Origin of the sequence: Paracoccus salsus (genome assembly GCF_021556615.1) — a bacterium.
Lineage (GTDB): Bacteria > Pseudomonadota > Alphaproteobacteria > Rhodobacterales > Rhodobacteraceae > Paracoccus > Paracoccus salsus.
The window spans coordinates 158340-173163 of record NZ_JAKGGD010000003.1 but is presented as its reverse complement, the minus strand read 5'-3'; the positions used below and the strand labels follow the sequence as shown (position 1 = coordinate 173163).

At 65.8% G+C, this 14824-nt stretch carries 15 protein-coding genes and 1 pseudogene; 8 read left to right on the top strand and 8 right to left on the bottom strand.

Annotated elements, in window-relative coordinates; all coding sequences use genetic code 11:
- Positions 1-2: 2 nt before the first annotated feature.
- Genes L1965_RS07380 through L1965_RS07370 form a run of 3 tightly spaced genes read left to right on the top strand, consistent with a single transcriptional unit; the run spans position 3 to position 3055 of the window.
- On the top strand, positions 3-935 hold the full coding sequence (locus tag L1965_RS07380; RefSeq protein WP_235755786.1) for a sugar phosphate isomerase/epimerase family protein: 933 nt from the start codon (positions 3-5) through the stop codon (positions 933-935).
- A gap of 27 nt (positions 936-962) precedes the next feature.
- The gene (locus tag L1965_RS07375; RefSeq protein ID WP_235755785.1) at positions 963-2105 is read left to right on the top strand and encodes an iron-containing alcohol dehydrogenase; all 1143 of its coding nucleotides are present in this window, start codon (positions 963-965) and stop codon (positions 2103-2105) included.
- The gene (locus tag L1965_RS07370) at positions 2105-3055 is read left to right on the top strand and encodes a sugar-binding transcriptional regulator (protein ID WP_235755784.1); all 951 of its coding nucleotides are present in this window, start codon (positions 2105-2107) and stop codon (positions 3053-3055) included. Before L1965_RS07375 ends, L1965_RS07370 begins: the two co-directional genes overlap by 1 nt.
- 454 nt (positions 3056-3509) lie before the next feature.
- On the opposite strand, the pseudogene L1965_RS16235 reads toward L1965_RS07370, so the two are convergent.
- Positions 3510-3940 (bottom strand): annotated as a pseudogene (locus L1965_RS16235) (thiamine pyrophosphate-binding protein); the annotation flags it as partial.
- A gap of 122 nt (positions 3941-4062) precedes the next feature.
- On the opposite strand from L1965_RS16235, the gene L1965_RS07355 reads away from it, so the two are divergent.
- From L1965_RS07355 to fba, 5 genes are read left to right on the top strand one after another with little or no spacing between them, the layout of a single operon-like run.
- Positions 4063-4842: a DeoR/GlpR family DNA-binding transcription regulator gene (locus L1965_RS07355; protein WP_235755781.1), complete on the top strand. Its 780-nt coding sequence runs from the start codon at positions 4063-4065 to the stop codon at positions 4840-4842.
- A 4-nt stretch (positions 4843-4846) separates the two neighbouring features.
- On the top strand, positions 4847-5605 hold the full coding sequence (locus tag L1965_RS07350) for a triose-phosphate isomerase (protein WP_235755780.1): 759 nt from the start codon (positions 4847-4849) through the stop codon (positions 5603-5605).
- A gap of 12 nt (positions 5606-5617) precedes the next feature.
- Complete coding sequence (gene derI / locus L1965_RS07345; RefSeq protein WP_235755779.1) at positions 5618-6079, top strand: D-erythrulose-4-phosphate isomerase; 462 nt, start codon at positions 5618-5620, stop codon at positions 6077-6079.
- An 18-nt stretch (positions 6080-6097) separates the two neighbouring features.
- Entirely contained in the window at positions 6098-7075 is a 978-nt protein-coding gene (locus tag L1965_RS07340) for a class 1 fructose-bisphosphatase (RefSeq protein ID WP_235755778.1), read from the top strand.
- A gap of 5 nt (positions 7076-7080) precedes the next feature.
- Positions 7081-8115 (top strand): class II fructose-bisphosphate aldolase, encoded by a 1035-nt coding sequence (gene fba / locus L1965_RS07335; RefSeq protein ID WP_235755777.1) that lies wholly within the window; start codon positions 7081-7083, stop codon positions 8113-8115.
- Positions 8116-8122: 7 nt separating this feature from the next.
- On the opposite strand, the gene L1965_RS07330 is transcribed toward fba, so the two are convergent.
- The 7 genes from L1965_RS07330 to L1965_RS07300 form a co-directional block, all read right to left on the bottom strand.
- Positions 8123-8545: a DUF1489 family protein gene (locus L1965_RS07330; RefSeq protein ID WP_235755776.1), complete on the bottom strand. Its 423-nt coding sequence runs from the start codon at positions 8543-8545 to the stop codon at positions 8123-8125.
- A gap of 147 nt (positions 8546-8692) precedes the next feature.
- Positions 8693-10027 carry a trigger factor gene (gene tig / locus L1965_RS07325; protein WP_235756127.1) on the bottom strand — a complete coding sequence of 445 codons (1335 nt, stop codon included), beginning with the start codon at positions 10025-10027 and terminating at the stop codon, positions 8693-8695.
- Between the two features lie 121 nt (positions 10028-10148).
- On the bottom strand, positions 10149-10427 hold the full coding sequence (locus tag L1965_RS07320) for a hypothetical protein (protein ID WP_235755775.1): 279 nt from the start codon (positions 10425-10427) through the stop codon (positions 10149-10151).
- A 103-nt stretch (positions 10428-10530) separates the two neighbouring features.
- Positions 10531-11424: a 3-hydroxyisobutyrate dehydrogenase gene (gene mmsB / locus L1965_RS07315; protein WP_235755774.1), complete on the bottom strand. Its 894-nt coding sequence runs from the start codon at positions 11422-11424 to the stop codon at positions 10531-10533.
- Positions 11421-12428 carry an enoyl-CoA hydratase/isomerase family protein gene (locus L1965_RS07310; RefSeq protein ID WP_235755773.1) on the bottom strand — a complete coding sequence of 336 codons (1008 nt, stop codon included), beginning with the start codon at positions 12426-12428 and terminating at the stop codon, positions 11421-11423. The genes mmsB and L1965_RS07310 overlap by 4 nt, the downstream gene beginning before the upstream one ends.
- An 18-nt stretch (positions 12429-12446) precedes the next feature.
- Positions 12447-13592, bottom strand: coding sequence for an acyl-CoA dehydrogenase family protein (locus L1965_RS07305; protein WP_235755772.1), 1146 nt, complete (start codon positions 13590-13592; stop codon positions 12447-12449).
- Between the two features lie 87 nt (positions 13593-13679).
- Positions 13680-14810, bottom strand: a complete 1131-nt coding sequence (locus tag L1965_RS07300) for a carboxylate-amine ligase (RefSeq protein WP_235755771.1) — start codon at positions 14808-14810, stop codon at positions 13680-13682.
- Positions 14811-14824 lie beyond the last annotated feature (14 nt).

Genomic DNA, 14824 nt, shown 5'->3' with positions numbered 1-14824 from the left:
CAATGCCCCTGACGCTGTCTCTGAACACCAACCCGCTGGTGAATCGCTTTGCCGAGCCCGATAACCTGATCGACACCGTGGCGCGTGACCTGCGCATCCGTGATCTGCAGTTGACGCATGAGTTCATCAACCCGTCCTGGCCTGCCCCGGTGATCCGGCGGCTGACGCGCCAGATGGGCGCCGCGCTGGCCCGGACGGGGGTGCGGGTGACCAGCGGCATGACCGGGCCCTACGGAAGGCTGAACCATTTCGGCCATCCCGACCGGGACGTGCGCCGGTATTACGTGGATTGGTTCCGAACCTTCGCCGGCATCATCGCGGATCTCGGCGGAACCAGCATCGGCACGCAATTCGCGATCTTCACCTATCGCGACTACGATGATCGCGCCCGACGCGAAGAACTGATCGGCATCGCCATCGATTGCTGGGCGGAACTGGCCGAGCACGCCAAGGCGGCGGGTCTGGAATGGATCTTCTGGGAGCCCATGAGCGTGGGCCGGGAATTCGGCGAAACCATTGCGGAATGCCGGGCCCTGCAGGCGCGTCTGACCGCAGCGGACATGGCGATTCCGATGTGGATGATGGCCGATATCGACCATGGTGACGTTACCAGCCCGGACCCCGACGATTTCGACCCCTATGCCTGGGCCCGCGCGGTGCCGAGGCTGTCGCCGATCATCCATGTCAAGCAGTCGCTGATGGACAAGGGCGGCCATCGGCCGTTCATCGCGGAATTCAATGCCAGGGGACGCATCCAGCCCAGGCCGTTGCTGGCGGCCTTCGCCGAAGGCGGAGCGCAGGACAACGAGATCTGCCTGGAGCTCAGCTTCAAGGAGCGTGATCCGAATGACCGCGAGGTGATCCCCCAGATTGCCGAAAGCGTGGCTTTCTGGGCACCGCATATCGACACCGGCGCCGATAAGCTGAATATCTGAGCCGACCCCACGATTCAGGAGCCGGGCATGCAGTCATTCGCCTTCGCAACCGCCACCGAAATCATGTTCGGACGAGGATCTGCGGATGCCGCGCCCGCCGCAGTGTCGGGGTTGGCGCGGACCGTGCTGCTGGTGCACGGCAGCAACCCCGCACGCAGCGCCGGGCTGCGCGCGAGGCTGGAGGCAGAGGGCTGCGCGGTCACCGGCTTCGCCGTGGCTCGGGAGCCCGACATGGCGCTGATCGAGGCCGGTGTGACCGCCGCGCGCGATGCCGGGGTCAAGATCGTGGTCGCCATGGGCGGCGGCGCGGTGATCGACGCGGGCAAGGCCATCGCCGCAATGGTCCCCGCGCGTCGTCCGATGCTGGACCATCTCGAGGTGGTCGGTCAGGGCTTGCCGCTGGACCATCCGCCCTTGCCGTTCGTCGCGATGCCGACGACGGCCGGAACAGGCGCCGAGGTGACCCGTAACGCGGTGATCGCTGTTCCGGACCAGCGCCGCAAGGTCAGCCTGCGCGACGTGCGGATGCTGCCGCGACTGGCGATCGTCGATCCGGCTCTGACGGATGGCTGTCCTCGCGGCGTCACGCTGGCCTCGGGGCTGGACGCCATCACGCAGGTGATCGAGCCCTATGTCGGCACGCGCGCGAACCCGATGACCGACGCGCTGTGCCGAGACGCGATCCCTCGCGGCCTGGCCGCGATCCGGCGACTGATGAAGGCCGAGGACCCGGCGGCGCGCGACGAGATGGCCTGGGTCAGCCTGTGCGGCGGCCTGGCGCTGGCGAATGCCGGTCTGGGCGCGGTGCACGGTCTCGCGGGTCCTCTGGGCGGGCTTTCGGGCGCGGCGCATGGCGCAATCTGCGGTGTCCTGTTGCCGCATGTGCTTGTGGCGAACCGGCGCAAGGTCCATGACGGCGGGCGGCTGGACCAGGTCGGCCGATGGATCGGCGCGGCGTTCTGCCGGCCCGAGGCCACGGTCGATCAGGCCGCCGCCCTGCTTGCGGAGTGGTCGCGCGGATGCGGCCTGTCGTCGCTGGCGGAACTGGGGATCGATCGGGGCGCGCAACAGGCGGCCGCCGAGGCGGCCGCCATGTCATCGTCGATGAAGGCCAATCCGGCGCCGCTTGCGGCGGCCGATCTGCGGGCGGTGATGGAGGCTTCAGGCTGATGGCGCATCACGCCGGGATCGACCCGGAGCAAAGCCTCGCGATCCGCGCAGCATGGCTGCATTACGCCGGCGGGCTGACGCAGGCGGCGGTCGCCAAGCGGCTGGGACTGTCGTCGGTCAAGACCCATCGGCTGATCGCGCGTGCGGTCGCGGACGGTGTCGTGAAGGTCTCGATCGATGGTGAGATCGTCGAATGCGCGATGCTGGAGGACCGGCTTTGCGCGCGTTACGGGCTTCAGTCCTGCGAGGTGGCGCCGGACCTTGGCGAGGATGGAATGCCCCTGCGGGCGCTGGGACTGGCGGGGGCGGGGTTTCTGCGTCGCGAGATCGAGCGGGCAGAGCACAGCGTGATCGGGCTGGGCCATGGCAGGACACTTGCCGCCGCGGTCCACCAGTTGCCACGCTTCGACGCGCATGGCGCGCGTTTCGTGTCGCTGCTGGGCGGCCTGACCCGAAACTATGCGGCCAATCCGCATGATGTCATGCACAGGCTTGCGGAAAAGACCGGGGCGCAGGCCTTTGTCCTGCCGGTGCCCTTCTTTGCCAATTCCGAAAGGGACCGGGCCATCCTGCTGGCGCAGCCAGGGGTGCGGGAAATCTTTGATCTGTCGAACCGCGCCCCTCTCAAGTTCGCCGGGACGGGCACCGCGGATGCCGGCGCGCAGCTGGTCGCCTCGGGCATGATCGAGCCGCGCGAGATCGCCGAGATCAATGCCGCCGGCGGTGTCGGCGAGATGCTGGGGCATTTCTTCGACGCGGATGGCCGGGTGCTGGAGACCGCGCTGAGCATGCGGACCCTGTCCGTCGATCTGGATGCGGCGCGCGACAGCCGGATCGTCGTGATCGCCGGTGGCACCGAAAAGACCCGGGCGATCCGGGCGGTCTTGAACAGCGGCAGGGTGAACGGCCTGATCACCGACGAACGGACCGCCAGGGCCCTTGTCGGGTGAAAGCCGTCGAATGTGGTTGTCTTCGATCGCCTGATCGCCCCGGGATCGGTCGTCTGTGGCGCTCGGGAAGCGGTCGGTCCGGGCAGAGCCCGGCCCGTTCGCTGCCGCTGGGCCTTTCGCGCGCGCGGGCAAGGCGTCCTGGCCACCGGCCGCAAGATGCGCTTGCGCGCGTGATGACCGTATCGCTGGTGATGCCGAATGGGCAAGAGAGACGTTCGATCGGCGCCGAGGCGAGAGTCCCGCTGCGGCATTCACTGGGCTTTGCCGCGAACAGCCGCCCTGTTGGGATCGACACGACGGCGACATTCATGCCATCCGCATGCAGGGCCCCGGCGCCTCGATGGCCAGCACGGCCTCGGTCCCGGTCGCGACCAGGGTCACGTTGCGGCCTTAACCGAATTGCCGGATCGCATAGGCGCCCCTTGCGGTGAGGACTGCCGATCCGCCGACGGGTGACTTCGTTGCGTGTCTCTGGCGACCTGGCGGCCCGCCTGTCATGCCGAGCGGCGCGCGACCTGGCGCCGCGCGCGCCGATGCGGCGCCATCGAGCGGCAAGGTCGTCGGGGATCTCGAAGGGGGCGGCCGGTCGGCCAGGCGCGGTCCTGGTCAGCGCCGCCTCTTCGTCGCCGGGCGGCGAGCCATGTGCCGCATAGGTGCCCGCCTTGTCGGGTGAGCCGTAGCCGGTCACGGTCTTCTCAGCGCCATGCCAACGGGCATCGCCAGACCCTGACCCAGCGGGCCTGTGGTCATCGCGATCCTTTTGGGATGGCCGTGTTCGGGGTGTCCCGCGGTGATCGTGCCCCACTGCCGGACAGTCCTGATCTGAACCAGCGTCATGTCCCGGTAGCCTGTCAGGTGCAGCATCGAGGCGTGGCCATGTTCGAGTCCCTGTTGCGCGCGGCCACAGAAAGTCACAGTAATAAATCACAAAGTAACAAAATCTATGTTGATTATGACAATATTTCTGTTAGGAATGCGTCCGAGCCGGTGGCCAGGAAGGATGTTGCATGAAACGAGAGGAACGCAGGCAGGCCATCATGGACATTCTGGTCGAGCAGCGCGCCGTCGATCTTGACGATCTTGCAGACCGTTTCGCCGTGTCGAAGATGACCATTCATCGCGATCTGGATGATCTTGAGCAGGCGGGGCTGCTGCGCAAGGTGCGCGGCGGTGCGACCATCGAGGCCGGTACCCAGTTCGAAAGCGATTTCCGCATCCGCGAATTGCAGGACAGCAGCTCGAAATCGCGCATGGCCCATGCCGCGCTGGACCTGGTCGAGCCGGGAATGACCGTCATGATCAATGACGGATCGATGGCCTCGTTGCTGGGCGCGCGGCTGGCCGAAAGGGTGCCGCTGACGGTCATAACCAACAACGCCGCAGTTCTGGATCACCTGAAGGAAGCCCCGCGCGTCACGCTGATCGCGCTGGGGGGCGTTTTCAGCGCCAAGTTCAACGGCTATTTCGGGCTGGTGACCGAACAGGCGCTGGCGCGGCTGCGCGCCGACATCGCCTTCATCTCGACGCCCGCCCTGGCGGGCTTGCAGGCATTCCACATGGACGAGCCGGTCGTCCGCGCCAAGCGCGCGATGATGGCCGGGGCCGAACGCAGCGTCCTGCTGGTCAATCACCGGCGGTTCGGTCGGTCGGCCCTGCATGTGCTGGCCGATCTTGACGAGTTCGACGCCATCATCACCGATGCCCCTCCCGCGCCCAAGGATCGGGCCGCGCTGGATCGGGCCGGGATTGCGCTGACGATCGCCGGGCCGCGGGACAGCAAGGAGTGACCGCATGACATTCTGGATCGGCACAAGCTGGAAGATGAACAAGACATTGGCCGAGGCCCGCGCCTTCGCCGAAGGGCTGGTCGCAGAGGAGGCCACCCGCGACCCACGCATCCAGCGCTTTGTGATACCACCCTTCACCGCCTGCCGCGAGGTCAAGGCACTGCTGACGACCACATCCGTCAAGGTCGGCGCGCAGAACATGCACTGGGCCGATCAGGGCGCATGGACTGGCGAGATCAGCCCGGTGATGCTGGCCGACTGCGCTCTGGACCTTGTGGAACTGGGTCATAGCGAGCGCCGAGCGCATTTCGGCGAGACCGACGAGACGGTCGGTCTCAAGACCGAGGCCGCCATCCGACACGGGTTGATCCCGCTGATCTGCATCGGAGAGACGCTGGCCGAACGCGAATCCGGGCGCGCGCAGGACGTGCTGGAAACGCAGCTTCGCGGCGCCCTGGGCAGGCTGTCTGGCGACATGAAGGCCGCCGAGATCCTTCTGGCCTACGAGCCGGTCTGGGCGATCGGCGAACATGGCATCCCGGCGACGTCGGACTATGCCGATGCGCGCCAGGCCGAGATCATCGCGGTGGCGGGCAATATTATGGGCCGCAAGGTCCCCTGCCTCTATGGCGGCTCGGTCAATGCCGGCAATTGCGAAGAGCTGATCGGCTGCCCGCATGTCGACGGTCTTTTCATCGGCCGCTCGGCCTGGAAGCTCGATGGCTATCTGGACATTCTGGCGCGCTGCGCCGCAACGATCTGAAGGAGTGACGAGATGAAACTGGCAATCGCAGGCGACAGCGCTGGCGAAGCTCTGGCCAGGATTCTGGCCGATCACCTGAAGGACAGGCACGAGGTGTCGGACATCAGCCGCACCGATGCCGGCCCCGATGCGTTCTATGCCAATCTGTCCGATCGCGTTGCGAGCCAGGTCCTGGACGGCACGTTCGATCGCGCCATCCTGGTCTGTGGCACCGGGATCGGCGTCTGCATGGCGGCGAACAAGGTCTCGGGCATCCGCGCTGCGCTGACCCACGACACCTATTCGGCCGAACGCGCCGCCTTGTCGAACAACGCCCAGATCATCACCATGGGCGCGCGCGTCATCGGGGCAGAGGTCGCCAAGACCATCGCTGATGCGTTCCTGGCCGAGACGCTGAATTTCGATGCGCAAGGCAAGTCTGCCGGCAACGTGAACGCCATCGACGAGATCGATGCGAAATACAGCACGGGCTGAGGCCTGAAGGGACAACCGATGCTGAAACTTCCAAATGATGGCCCGGCGTCGGGCCGTCTGCTTGATGAGGCGCTTTCAGCCAACGGGCCTGCGGCCATCGTGCTGGCAATCGCGAAGTCATTGCCCCCGCTCGCCGCGCGCCTGGCGGCGGGGTCCCTGCATGGCGACCCTGCGGAATTGGTCGGGGTCAATGACAGCGGCGACCGGCAGAAGGCGCTGGACCTTGCCGCCCATCATTACATGATCGAGGTTCTGCGAGTCGCCGGCGTCCGTCAGGTGCTTTCGGAAGAGGCAGAACGGGTCGTCGTGCTGAATGCGGACGGGCTGTTCGATGTGGCGATGGATCCGATTGATGGATCAGGCAGCATCGGGATCGGTGCGCCGCTTGGCACGCTGTTCAGTATCCTTCCGGCCGACGCAGAGGGATTTCTGCGTCCGGGCCGCGCGGTCGTCGCGGCGGGCTATGCCTCGTTCGGGCATTCTCTGGATTTCGGTTATTCGCTGGGGCAGGGCGTGCATATCGCGACCCTTGATCCCGAAACCGGCCTGTATCGTCTGATCCGCGAGAACGTGGTGCTGAAGCCCGTCACATCGACGATCGCCTATAACGCCTCGAACGAACATTACTGGTCCGACGGGCTTCGGGCCTGGGCTCGAGACCTGCGCATGGGCGCCGATGGGCCGCGCGAACGGGACTTCAACATGCGGTGGCTGGCGGCCGCGGTCGGCGACCTGCATCGCATCCTGATGCGGGGCGGCGCCTTTCTCTACCCGCAGGACCGCCGCCGGGGTTACGAGAATGGCCGCCTGCGATTGATCTACGAATGTACGCCGATGGCCTTCCTGATCGAGCAGGCGGGCGGCGCGGCGAGTGACGGAACGCAACGCATTCTGGACCGCCAGCCGGCGGACCCGCACGAATTCGCGCCGCTCATATTCGGCGCGCGGGACGAGGTCGAGACGATCCTGTCCTATCTTGCCGCCAATCAAGGATAATCGCCATGACCATGATCACCCTGCGCCAGCTTCTGGATCACGCAGCCGAACACGGCTATGCGGTGCCAGCGTTCAATATCAACAACATGGAACAGGGGCTTGCGGTCATGCAGGCCGCCGCCGCGACCGACAGCCCGGTGATCCTGCAGGCCAGCCGGGGCGCGCGGGCCTATGCCAACGACCAGGTGCTGGCCGGGCTGATCGCCGGGCTTGCCCGGGCCTTCCCGCAGATCCCGCTCTGCATGCATCTGGACCACGGCAACGGTCTTCCGGCCTGCGCGACGGCGATCCAGAACGGCTTCACCAGCGTGATGATGGACGGATCGCTGAAATCCGACGGACAGACGCCCGCCGACTATGCCTATAACCGCGACATCACCGCCCGCGTGGTCGAGATGGCGCATGCCTGCGGCGTCTCGGTCGAGGGTGAACTGGGCGTTCTGGGCAGCCTGGAAACCGGCATGGGCGATCAGGAAGACGGCCATGGCGCGACCCAGAGGCTGAGCGAGGACCAGTTGCTGACCGATCCTGACGAAGCCGCACGCTTCGTCGCCGAGACGGGCGTTGATGCGCTGGCCGTCGCGATGGGCACCAGCCACGGCGCCTACAAGTTTACCCGCAAACCCGATGGCCAGATCCTGGCGATGCGTGTGATCGAGGCGATCCACAACCGGATTCCGAACACGCATCTGGTGATGCACGGGTCAAGCTCGGTCCCCGAGGATCTGCAAGCCATCATCAACAGCCATGGCGGCGACATCCGCCCCACCTGGGGCGTCCCGGTCGAAGAGATCCAGCGTGGCATCAGGTCGGGGGTGCGCAAGGTCAATATCGACACCGATAATCGACTGGCGATGACAGCGGCGATCCGCAAGACGCTGGCCGAGGATCGGTCGGAATTCGACCCGCGCAAATACCTGAAGCCCGCGATCGCGATGATGGCCACCGTCTGCCGGCAGCGTTTCGAGGCCTTCGGGACAGCCGGCCACGCCGCCAGGATCAAACCGCTGACGCTGGCCGAGATTGCCGGTCGGTACTAGCCCTGCCCTACACCAGGCCCATCGCCGAGAGGGCCGCAGCGACACCGGGGGGCAGCGGGTCTTCGGCTTCGCGCCCCTTCGGCAGATCGGCGGGTGCATCCTTGCCGGCCAGGTATCGCCAGCCCTGAAACGGGCGTCGAGGCACCGCGCCGACCCTCACCAGATCGCGGTCCAGCACCAGTGCGCAGCGGCGGATGCCGTCTTCGCCGATCCGCTCGTCCAGCCCAAGAAGTCGTTGCCGGGCCAGCATGACGCCCTTGAAGACCCAATAGATCGAGCCGCCATTCAGAAGCTCGGTCTCACGCCTGGGCCACATGCGGGTGACATGACAGGCAGGGGCGTCACCGAAACGTTGCTGCTGCCAGCCCGCAAGGTCTTCGGGGCCATCGGCGCCGACGCACAGCTTCATGAGGTTCAGGGATGCGACCATGCCGCCTAGATAAGGTGGCGGCCGCCGCGCCGCAACCGGCTGGGCGGCGATGCGCGGGGCATTGGCCATGCCTGCCGATGTGCGGCCACACCACGAAAAAAGCCGCAGCGCGAGGCTGCGGCTTTTCCGTTTCCGCAATGGCGGGAATCAAAGCTCGTCGAGGGCCTCGACCGCCTTCTCGAGTTCTTCCTTCGAGACGGTCTTTTCCTCGACCTGGGCCTGCTCGGCGATGTGGTCTACCACCTTGTCCTCGAAGATCGGGGCGCGCAGTTGCTGTTGCGCGGCCTGATTCTGCTGGACGAACTCGAAGAAGGCCCGTTCCTGCCCGGGATACTGGCGCGCCGCCTGCAACACCGCCTGGGTCATTTCCTGATCGGACACGGTCACTTCGGCCTTCTGTCCGATTTCCGCCAGCAGCAGGCCAAGGCGCACGCGGCGTTCGGCCAGCTTCTTGTGCTCGTCCGTCGGCTCGATGGTGCCGTGATTGTGGCCCTGCTCCTCGGGATGGTCCTCGTGCCACAGCTGATGCGCGATCTGGCTGGCTTCGGCCTCGACCAGCGATTCGGGCAGCTCGAACTTGACCTGGTCATCCAGCTGGTCAAGCAGCGAGCGCTTCATGATCGCGCGCGCGGCGCCTGCATATTCCTGTTCCAGCCGATCCGCGATCTGCTTCTTCAGCGACTCCAGGTCGTCGGCACCGAATTTCTTGGCAAGCTCGTCGTCGATTTCGGCCGCCTTGGGGGCTTTCACGGCCTTGATCTTGCACTCGAAGGTGGCGTCCTTGCCGGCCAGATGCGGCGCGCCGTATTCCTCGGGGAACTTGACCTCGACCTTCATGTCCTCATCGACCTTGGCGCCGACCAGCTGTTCCTCGAAGCCGGGGATGAAGCTGTTGGACCCCAGGACCAGCGGATAATCCTCGGCCGAGCCGCCCTCGAAAGCCTCGCCGTCCACGAAGCCCTTGAAGTCGATGACGACCTGATCGCCGTCCTTGGCCTTGCTGCCCTTGCGGCGATCCTCGAAATTCTGGGCTGATTTCGCAAGATTTTCCAGCGCTTCGTTGATCGCCGTCTCTTCCGCCGGCACGCTCAGCTTTTCAAGCTTCAGCGTTGACAGATCCAGCTCGGGGATCTCGGGAAGCGATTCGTAGGACACATTGACGACCACGTCGTCGCCTTCCTTCCACGCTTCGCCGCCTTCCATCTCGACCTTGGGCTGGGCGGCGGGACGATCGCCCGATTCCTCGAGATGCTTGCGCAGCGCGCCATCAATGGCTTCCTGCATCGCATCGCCCAGGATGCGCGGGCCGAACTGCTTCTTCAGCATCGCCATCGGGACCTTGCCCTTGCGAAAGCCCTTCATCTCGATCTCGGGCTGCGCCTCTTTCAGCTTGGCGTCGACCGTTGCGGCCAGTTCGTCGGCGGGCAGGGTCAGCTGGTATCCCCGCTTCAGACCATCGTTCTGGGTTTCCTTGACCTGCATCATCGTCCTCATAGCAAGAAGGGCCGCCGATCCAGCGGCGGCCTGAAAATTTCAGCACTTCTAGTCGTGGGTGGCCTCGTCTGCAAGCAGATAGCTGCTGTCGCCGGGTCGCCTTGCAAAGCTAGTCCAGGATCGCGTCGATGCCCCGCAGGATCGAAAGGATCTTGAGCGTCTTTTCGTCGATCCGCACAAGCATTCCCGACACCACCGCGTAACGATTTCCGATGCGTGCCGGCCCCAGCCCGTAAAGGCCCGGGTTTGTCACAAGGTGAAAACCGCTTCCCGCCAGGATGTCGCCGACCCGGGGCGTTTCCTCGCCAGCAATCGCGGCATGCGGCGCGCCGGCACCGTCCGTCATGGTCAGCACAAGCGCCGGCAGAAGCAGTATTGCCGCCGTCATCGCGAGGATCGTTCTTGCCTTAGATCTGAAGCCCATGCCTGTTACGCCCGCTGCTCTTGCGGACCGAACGACCGCTGGCTGCGATGGTTCCGAAACGGCACGCTCAGCCTGCCTTGCTGCCACCGTTTGCGCGATGTCTTTGCACGAAGCGCGGCAGCATTGCCGAAAAGTCACGGCCCTGGCCGCCCTCGTCCTCGACGAAACGACGATAGAGGCGCGTCGCAAGCTCTCCCATCGGGGTATCGGCATCCGCGCTTTCGGCCGCGGCCTGCGACAGGCGCAGATCCTTCAGCATCAGCTCTGCGGCGAAACCGGGCTTGTAGTCGTTGTCGGCGGGCGATTTGGGCCCGACGCCCGGGGCGGGACAATAGGCGTTCATGGACCAGCTGTAGCCAGAGCTTGTCGAAACCACGTCGAACATCTTCTGACGGTCGAGACCCAGCTTGTCGGCCAGCGCGAACGCCTCGCATGTGGCGATCATGGTCACGCCCAGAATCATGTTGTTGCAGATCTTGGCAGCCTGGCCGGCGCCGGAATCACCGCAATGAACGGCCTTCTGGCCCATGATGTCAAAGAGCGGCTTCACCGTGTCGAAAGCGTCCGCGCCACCGCCGACCATGAAGGTCAGCGTTCCGGCCTGTGCGCCGCCCATACCGCCCGAAACCGGCGCGTCCAGCGCGCCCAGGCCCGCCTGCTCGGCCTGCGCGGCAACCGCGCGGGCGCTGTCGACGTCCACCGTCGAGCAATCGCAGAACACGGCACCCTGGCGCATGGCCGGAATGATCTGATCCGCGACGGATCGCAGGATCTGCCCGTTCGGCAGCATGGTGATCACGACGTCCGCGCCAGCCGCCACTTCGGCTGCACTGGAAGCGGCGATCACGCCCTCGGGCTCGGGGGCGGCGGTATCGTAGCCCAGCACCTGATGGCCGGCCCTGGCCAGGTTGGCCGCCATCGGCGCGCCCATGTTGCCCAGACCGATGAATCCGATCTTCATGCCTGTTTCTCCCAGTTCAATTCGTCTTCGCCGAGCGGTGCCAGCAGCGCCTCGACATGTTCGGGCGAGGCGTCGGCGCTCCATCGCGGGGTGCGGTCCTTGTCGATCAGCTGTGCCCGCACGCCTTCCAGGAAATCCGTTTCGGTGGTGGCGCGATAGGTGAACCGATATTCGCGGGCCAGTGAATCCTGCATCCGGCGGTCGCCGCGCGCGGCGCGCACCAGGGCCAGACCCGCCGCCATCGACAGGGGCGAGTTGCGGCGAATGGGTTTCAGCGATTCGTCGTCGCCCGCCGCTTCCAGGGCGCGCCGGATATGGTCGAGATCGCGCCCGCCGAAGGCCGACAGGTCGCGGTTCGCCAAGGGCGCCGGCGGCGGCGAGATGCCGACGATCCGGGTGGCGTCGCCGGTTTCCTCCAGCATCGAGATGATCGCGGGCCATTCGGCTTCGGGCAGATAGCTGTCCGCGAAGCCTGAATGGATCGCGTCGCCCGGCCCCATGCGCGCGCCGGTCAGCGCCAGATATTCCCCGATCCGGCCGGGGGCGCGGGCCAGCAGCCATGTGCCGCCCACGTCGGGGATCAGGCCGATGCCGGATTCGGGCATCGCGATCTGCGTCGTGTCGCCGACCACCCGGTGCCCGGCATGCCCGCCCACCCCGACGCCGCCGCCCATCACGAAGCCCTGCATGAAGGCCGCGATGGTCTTGGGATAATCCGCGATTGCCGCGTTCATCAGGTATTCGTCGCGAAAGAAGTCCCGGCCGACCTGATGGTTGCCTGCCAGCCCCGCGTTGTAGACCGCCGCGATGTCGCCACCCGAGCAGAAGGCGCGGTCGCCCTCGGCGTCGATGATGACCAGGGCCACATCCGGGTCGTTGCGCCAGCCGTCCAGCGCCGCATGGATCGCGCAGGCCATGTCGTGGGTCAGCGCGTTCAGCGCCTTTGTGCGGGTAAAGGTGATGCGCCCGGCGCGGCCCGATTTGCGGATGTTCAGATCGTCCATGCGTTCTCCTGAATGGGCTCAGCCGCGTTCGGCCAGCAATGCGCGACCAACGATCAGTCGCATGATCTCGTTCGTGCCTTCAAGGATCTGGTGCACGCGCAGGTCGCGCACGATCTTCTCGATGCCGTAATCGGCCAGATAGCCATAGCCGCCATGCAATTGCAGGCACTGGTTGGCGACCTCGAAGGCGCGGTCGGTGACGTAAAGCTTGGCCATCGCGCAGAACTTGGTGGCATCCGGGGCGCCGTTGTCAAGTTTCCAGGCCGCCTGCCGCAGGAAGATCCGCGCGGATTGCAGGGCGGTTTCCATCTCGGCCACCCGGAACTGCAGGGCCTGGAACTGATCGAGGCTTTTGCCGAAGGCCTTGCGGTCGCCCATATAGGTCAGAGTGGCGTCCAGCGCCCCCTGCGCGCCCCCCAGCGCGCCCGCCGCGATGTTCAGCCGGCCGCCGTCCAGGCCGGCCATTGCATAGGCAAAACCGCGGCCTTCCTCGCCCAGCAGGTTGTCCAGCGGCACCATGCAGTCGTCGAACTGCACTTGCGCCGTCGGTTGTGCGCGCCAGCCCATCTTGTCTTCCAGCGCACCGAAGGACAGGCCGGGCGTGCCGTCCTCGACGATCACGGCGCTGATGCCGCGCGGACCATTCTCGCCGGTGCGGACCATGGCGATATAGAGATCCGAGTAGCCGCCGCCCGAGATAAAGGCCTTGGTGCCGTTCAGCCGGTAGCCTTCATTGGTCCTTTCCGCCCGTGTCCGCAACGCCGCGGCGTCCGATCCGCTGGCCGGTTCTGTCAGGCAATAGCTGCAGATCCGCGCCATGCTGCAGAGGTCGGGCAGAAGGCGGGACTTCATCGCGTCGCTGCCGAACTTGTCGATCATGCCCGCGCACATGTTGTGGATCGACAGGAACGACCCGACCGAGGGATCGGCCATGGCGAGCGCCTCGAAGACCAGCGTGGCGTCCAGCCGCGACAGGCCGGAACCGCCCTGGTCCTCGGAGACATAAAGTCCGCCCAGCCCCAGCTCGGCGATGCTGGTCCACAATTCGCGGGGTATCGTCCCGGCGGCTTCCCATTCGCGCGCGTGAGGCGCGATGCGGGTCTGGCCGAAATCCCTGGCCATGTCGAAAATGGCCTGCTGTTCCTCGGACAATGCGAAATCCACCTGACGTCCTCCCCCTCTGGCTGGCAGCCTTGAACTGAACGGTTGTTTAATTATCGAACGTTGCGACAATATTGCAAGATCGACACGTCAGAGATCCCTGCAAAACTCGTCGACCAGATGCGCCACGACGGCGCGCAGGGCCTCGTCACGGCTGGCGCCCGCAGCCAGCGCCGCCGACAGCACGCCGCGCTGCCTTTCGGCAGAGGTCCCGCCCTCGACCATGTCGCGCAGGCGCGCCACGGCGTGCTGGCTGTTCAGCGCATCCGCGTCGCCGGCGATCAGGGCAAGCCAGTCCTCGGCGGCGACCGCGAAGGGCAGGATACGGTGCGCGCCGAAATCGATCATCCCTTCGGCCGTGCCATAGCGCAGCGCCCGCCAGCGATTCTCGCCCAGCAGGAAATTGTCGTATTCGCGCCAGCGGGTGTTCTGGCGCGACAGCCGCCACAGCATCCGCAGCGTGGCCTGGATCAGGGCCGCCAGCGTGATCGCGTCGTCGAGGCGCGGGCAGGCGTCGCAGATCCGGGTTTCCAGGGTCGGGAATCTGGCCGAGGGGCGCAGATCCCACCATATCTTGCTGGAATCCTCGATGATGCCAAGCTCGGTCAGCGCCGCGACCGAACGTTCGAATTCCCCCCAGCTGCCCATTTTCGGCGGCAGACCGGTCCTGGGCATGTCGCCGAAGACCGTGGTCCGGTAGGACGCAAGCCCGGTATCCTCGCCCTGCCAGAACGGGCTGGACGTCGACAGGGCCAGCAGATGCGGCAGGAAATACGAGAGCTGGTTCATCAGGTCGATGCGCATGGCCTGATCGGGCAGGCCGACATGCACATGCATCCCGCAGATCAGCATGCGCCTGGCGACTCCGGCCATGTCGCGCGACAGGGTGTTGTAGCGCTCCTTGTCGGTGTGGTGCTGGTCGCGCCAGTCCGCGAACGGGTGGCATGAAGCCGAGATCGGCGCCAGGCCGTGATCGCCGGCGATCCGGGCAATGGTGCGGCGCAGATGCAGCAGATGGCCGCGCGCTTCGCTGATGTCGCTGGCGACCGGCGTCCCTATCTCGATCTGGCAGCGCAGGAATTCCGGGCTTACCTGATCATCGAGTTCTGCCTTGCAGGCCGCCATCAGAGCGTCGGGCGCCTCGGCCAGTTCACCGGTTTCCGGATCGACGAGAAGATATTCCTCTTCGATGCCAAGCGTGAAGTCGGGTTCGGCGGTCATGGAATTCCCTTCAC

Bases quoted from the DNA above. Each gene is read 5' to 3' on its own strand.
- L1965_RS07380 (WP_235755786.1), top strand. From the start codon at position 3: ATGCCCCTGACGCTGTCTCTGAACACCAACCCGCTGGTGAATCGCTTT.
- L1965_RS07375 (WP_235755785.1), top strand. From the start codon at position 963: ATGCAGTCATTCGCCTTCGCAACCGCCACCGAAATCATGTTCGGACGA.
- L1965_RS07370 (WP_235755784.1), top strand. From the start codon at position 2,105: ATGGCGCATCACGCCGGGATCGACCCGGAGCAAAGCCTCGCGATCCGC.
- L1965_RS07355 (WP_235755781.1), top strand. From the start codon at position 4,063: ATGAAACGAGAGGAACGCAGGCAGGCCATCATGGACATTCTGGTCGAG.
- L1965_RS07350 (WP_235755780.1), top strand. From the start codon at position 4,847: ATGACATTCTGGATCGGCACAAGCTGGAAGATGAACAAGACATTGGCC.
- derI (WP_235755779.1), top strand. From the start codon at position 5,618: ATGAAACTGGCAATCGCAGGCGACAGCGCTGGCGAAGCTCTGGCCAGG.
- L1965_RS07340 (WP_235755778.1), top strand. From the start codon at position 6,098: ATGCTGAAACTTCCAAATGATGGCCCGGCGTCGGGCCGTCTGCTTGAT.
- fba (WP_235755777.1), top strand. From the start codon at position 7,081: ATGACCATGATCACCCTGCGCCAGCTTCTGGATCACGCAGCCGAACAC.
- L1965_RS07330 (WP_235755776.1), bottom strand. From the start codon at position 8,545: ATGGTCGCATCCCTGAACCTCATGAAGCTGTGCGTCGGCGCCGATGGC.
- tig (WP_235756127.1), bottom strand. From the start codon at position 10,027: ATGCAGGTCAAGGAAACCCAGAACGATGGTCTGAAGCGGGGATACCAG.
- L1965_RS07320 (WP_235755775.1), bottom strand. From the start codon at position 10,427: ATGACGGCGGCAATACTGCTTCTGCCGGCGCTTGTGCTGACCATGACG.
- mmsB (WP_235755774.1), bottom strand. From the start codon at position 11,424: ATGAAGATCGGATTCATCGGTCTGGGCAACATGGGCGCGCCGATGGCG.
- L1965_RS07310 (WP_235755773.1), bottom strand. From the start codon at position 12,428: ATGGACGATCTGAACATCCGCAAATCGGGCCGCGCCGGGCGCATCACC.
- L1965_RS07300 (WP_235755771.1), bottom strand. From the start codon at position 14,810: ATGACCGCCGAACCCGACTTCACGCTTGGCATCGAAGAGGAATATCTT.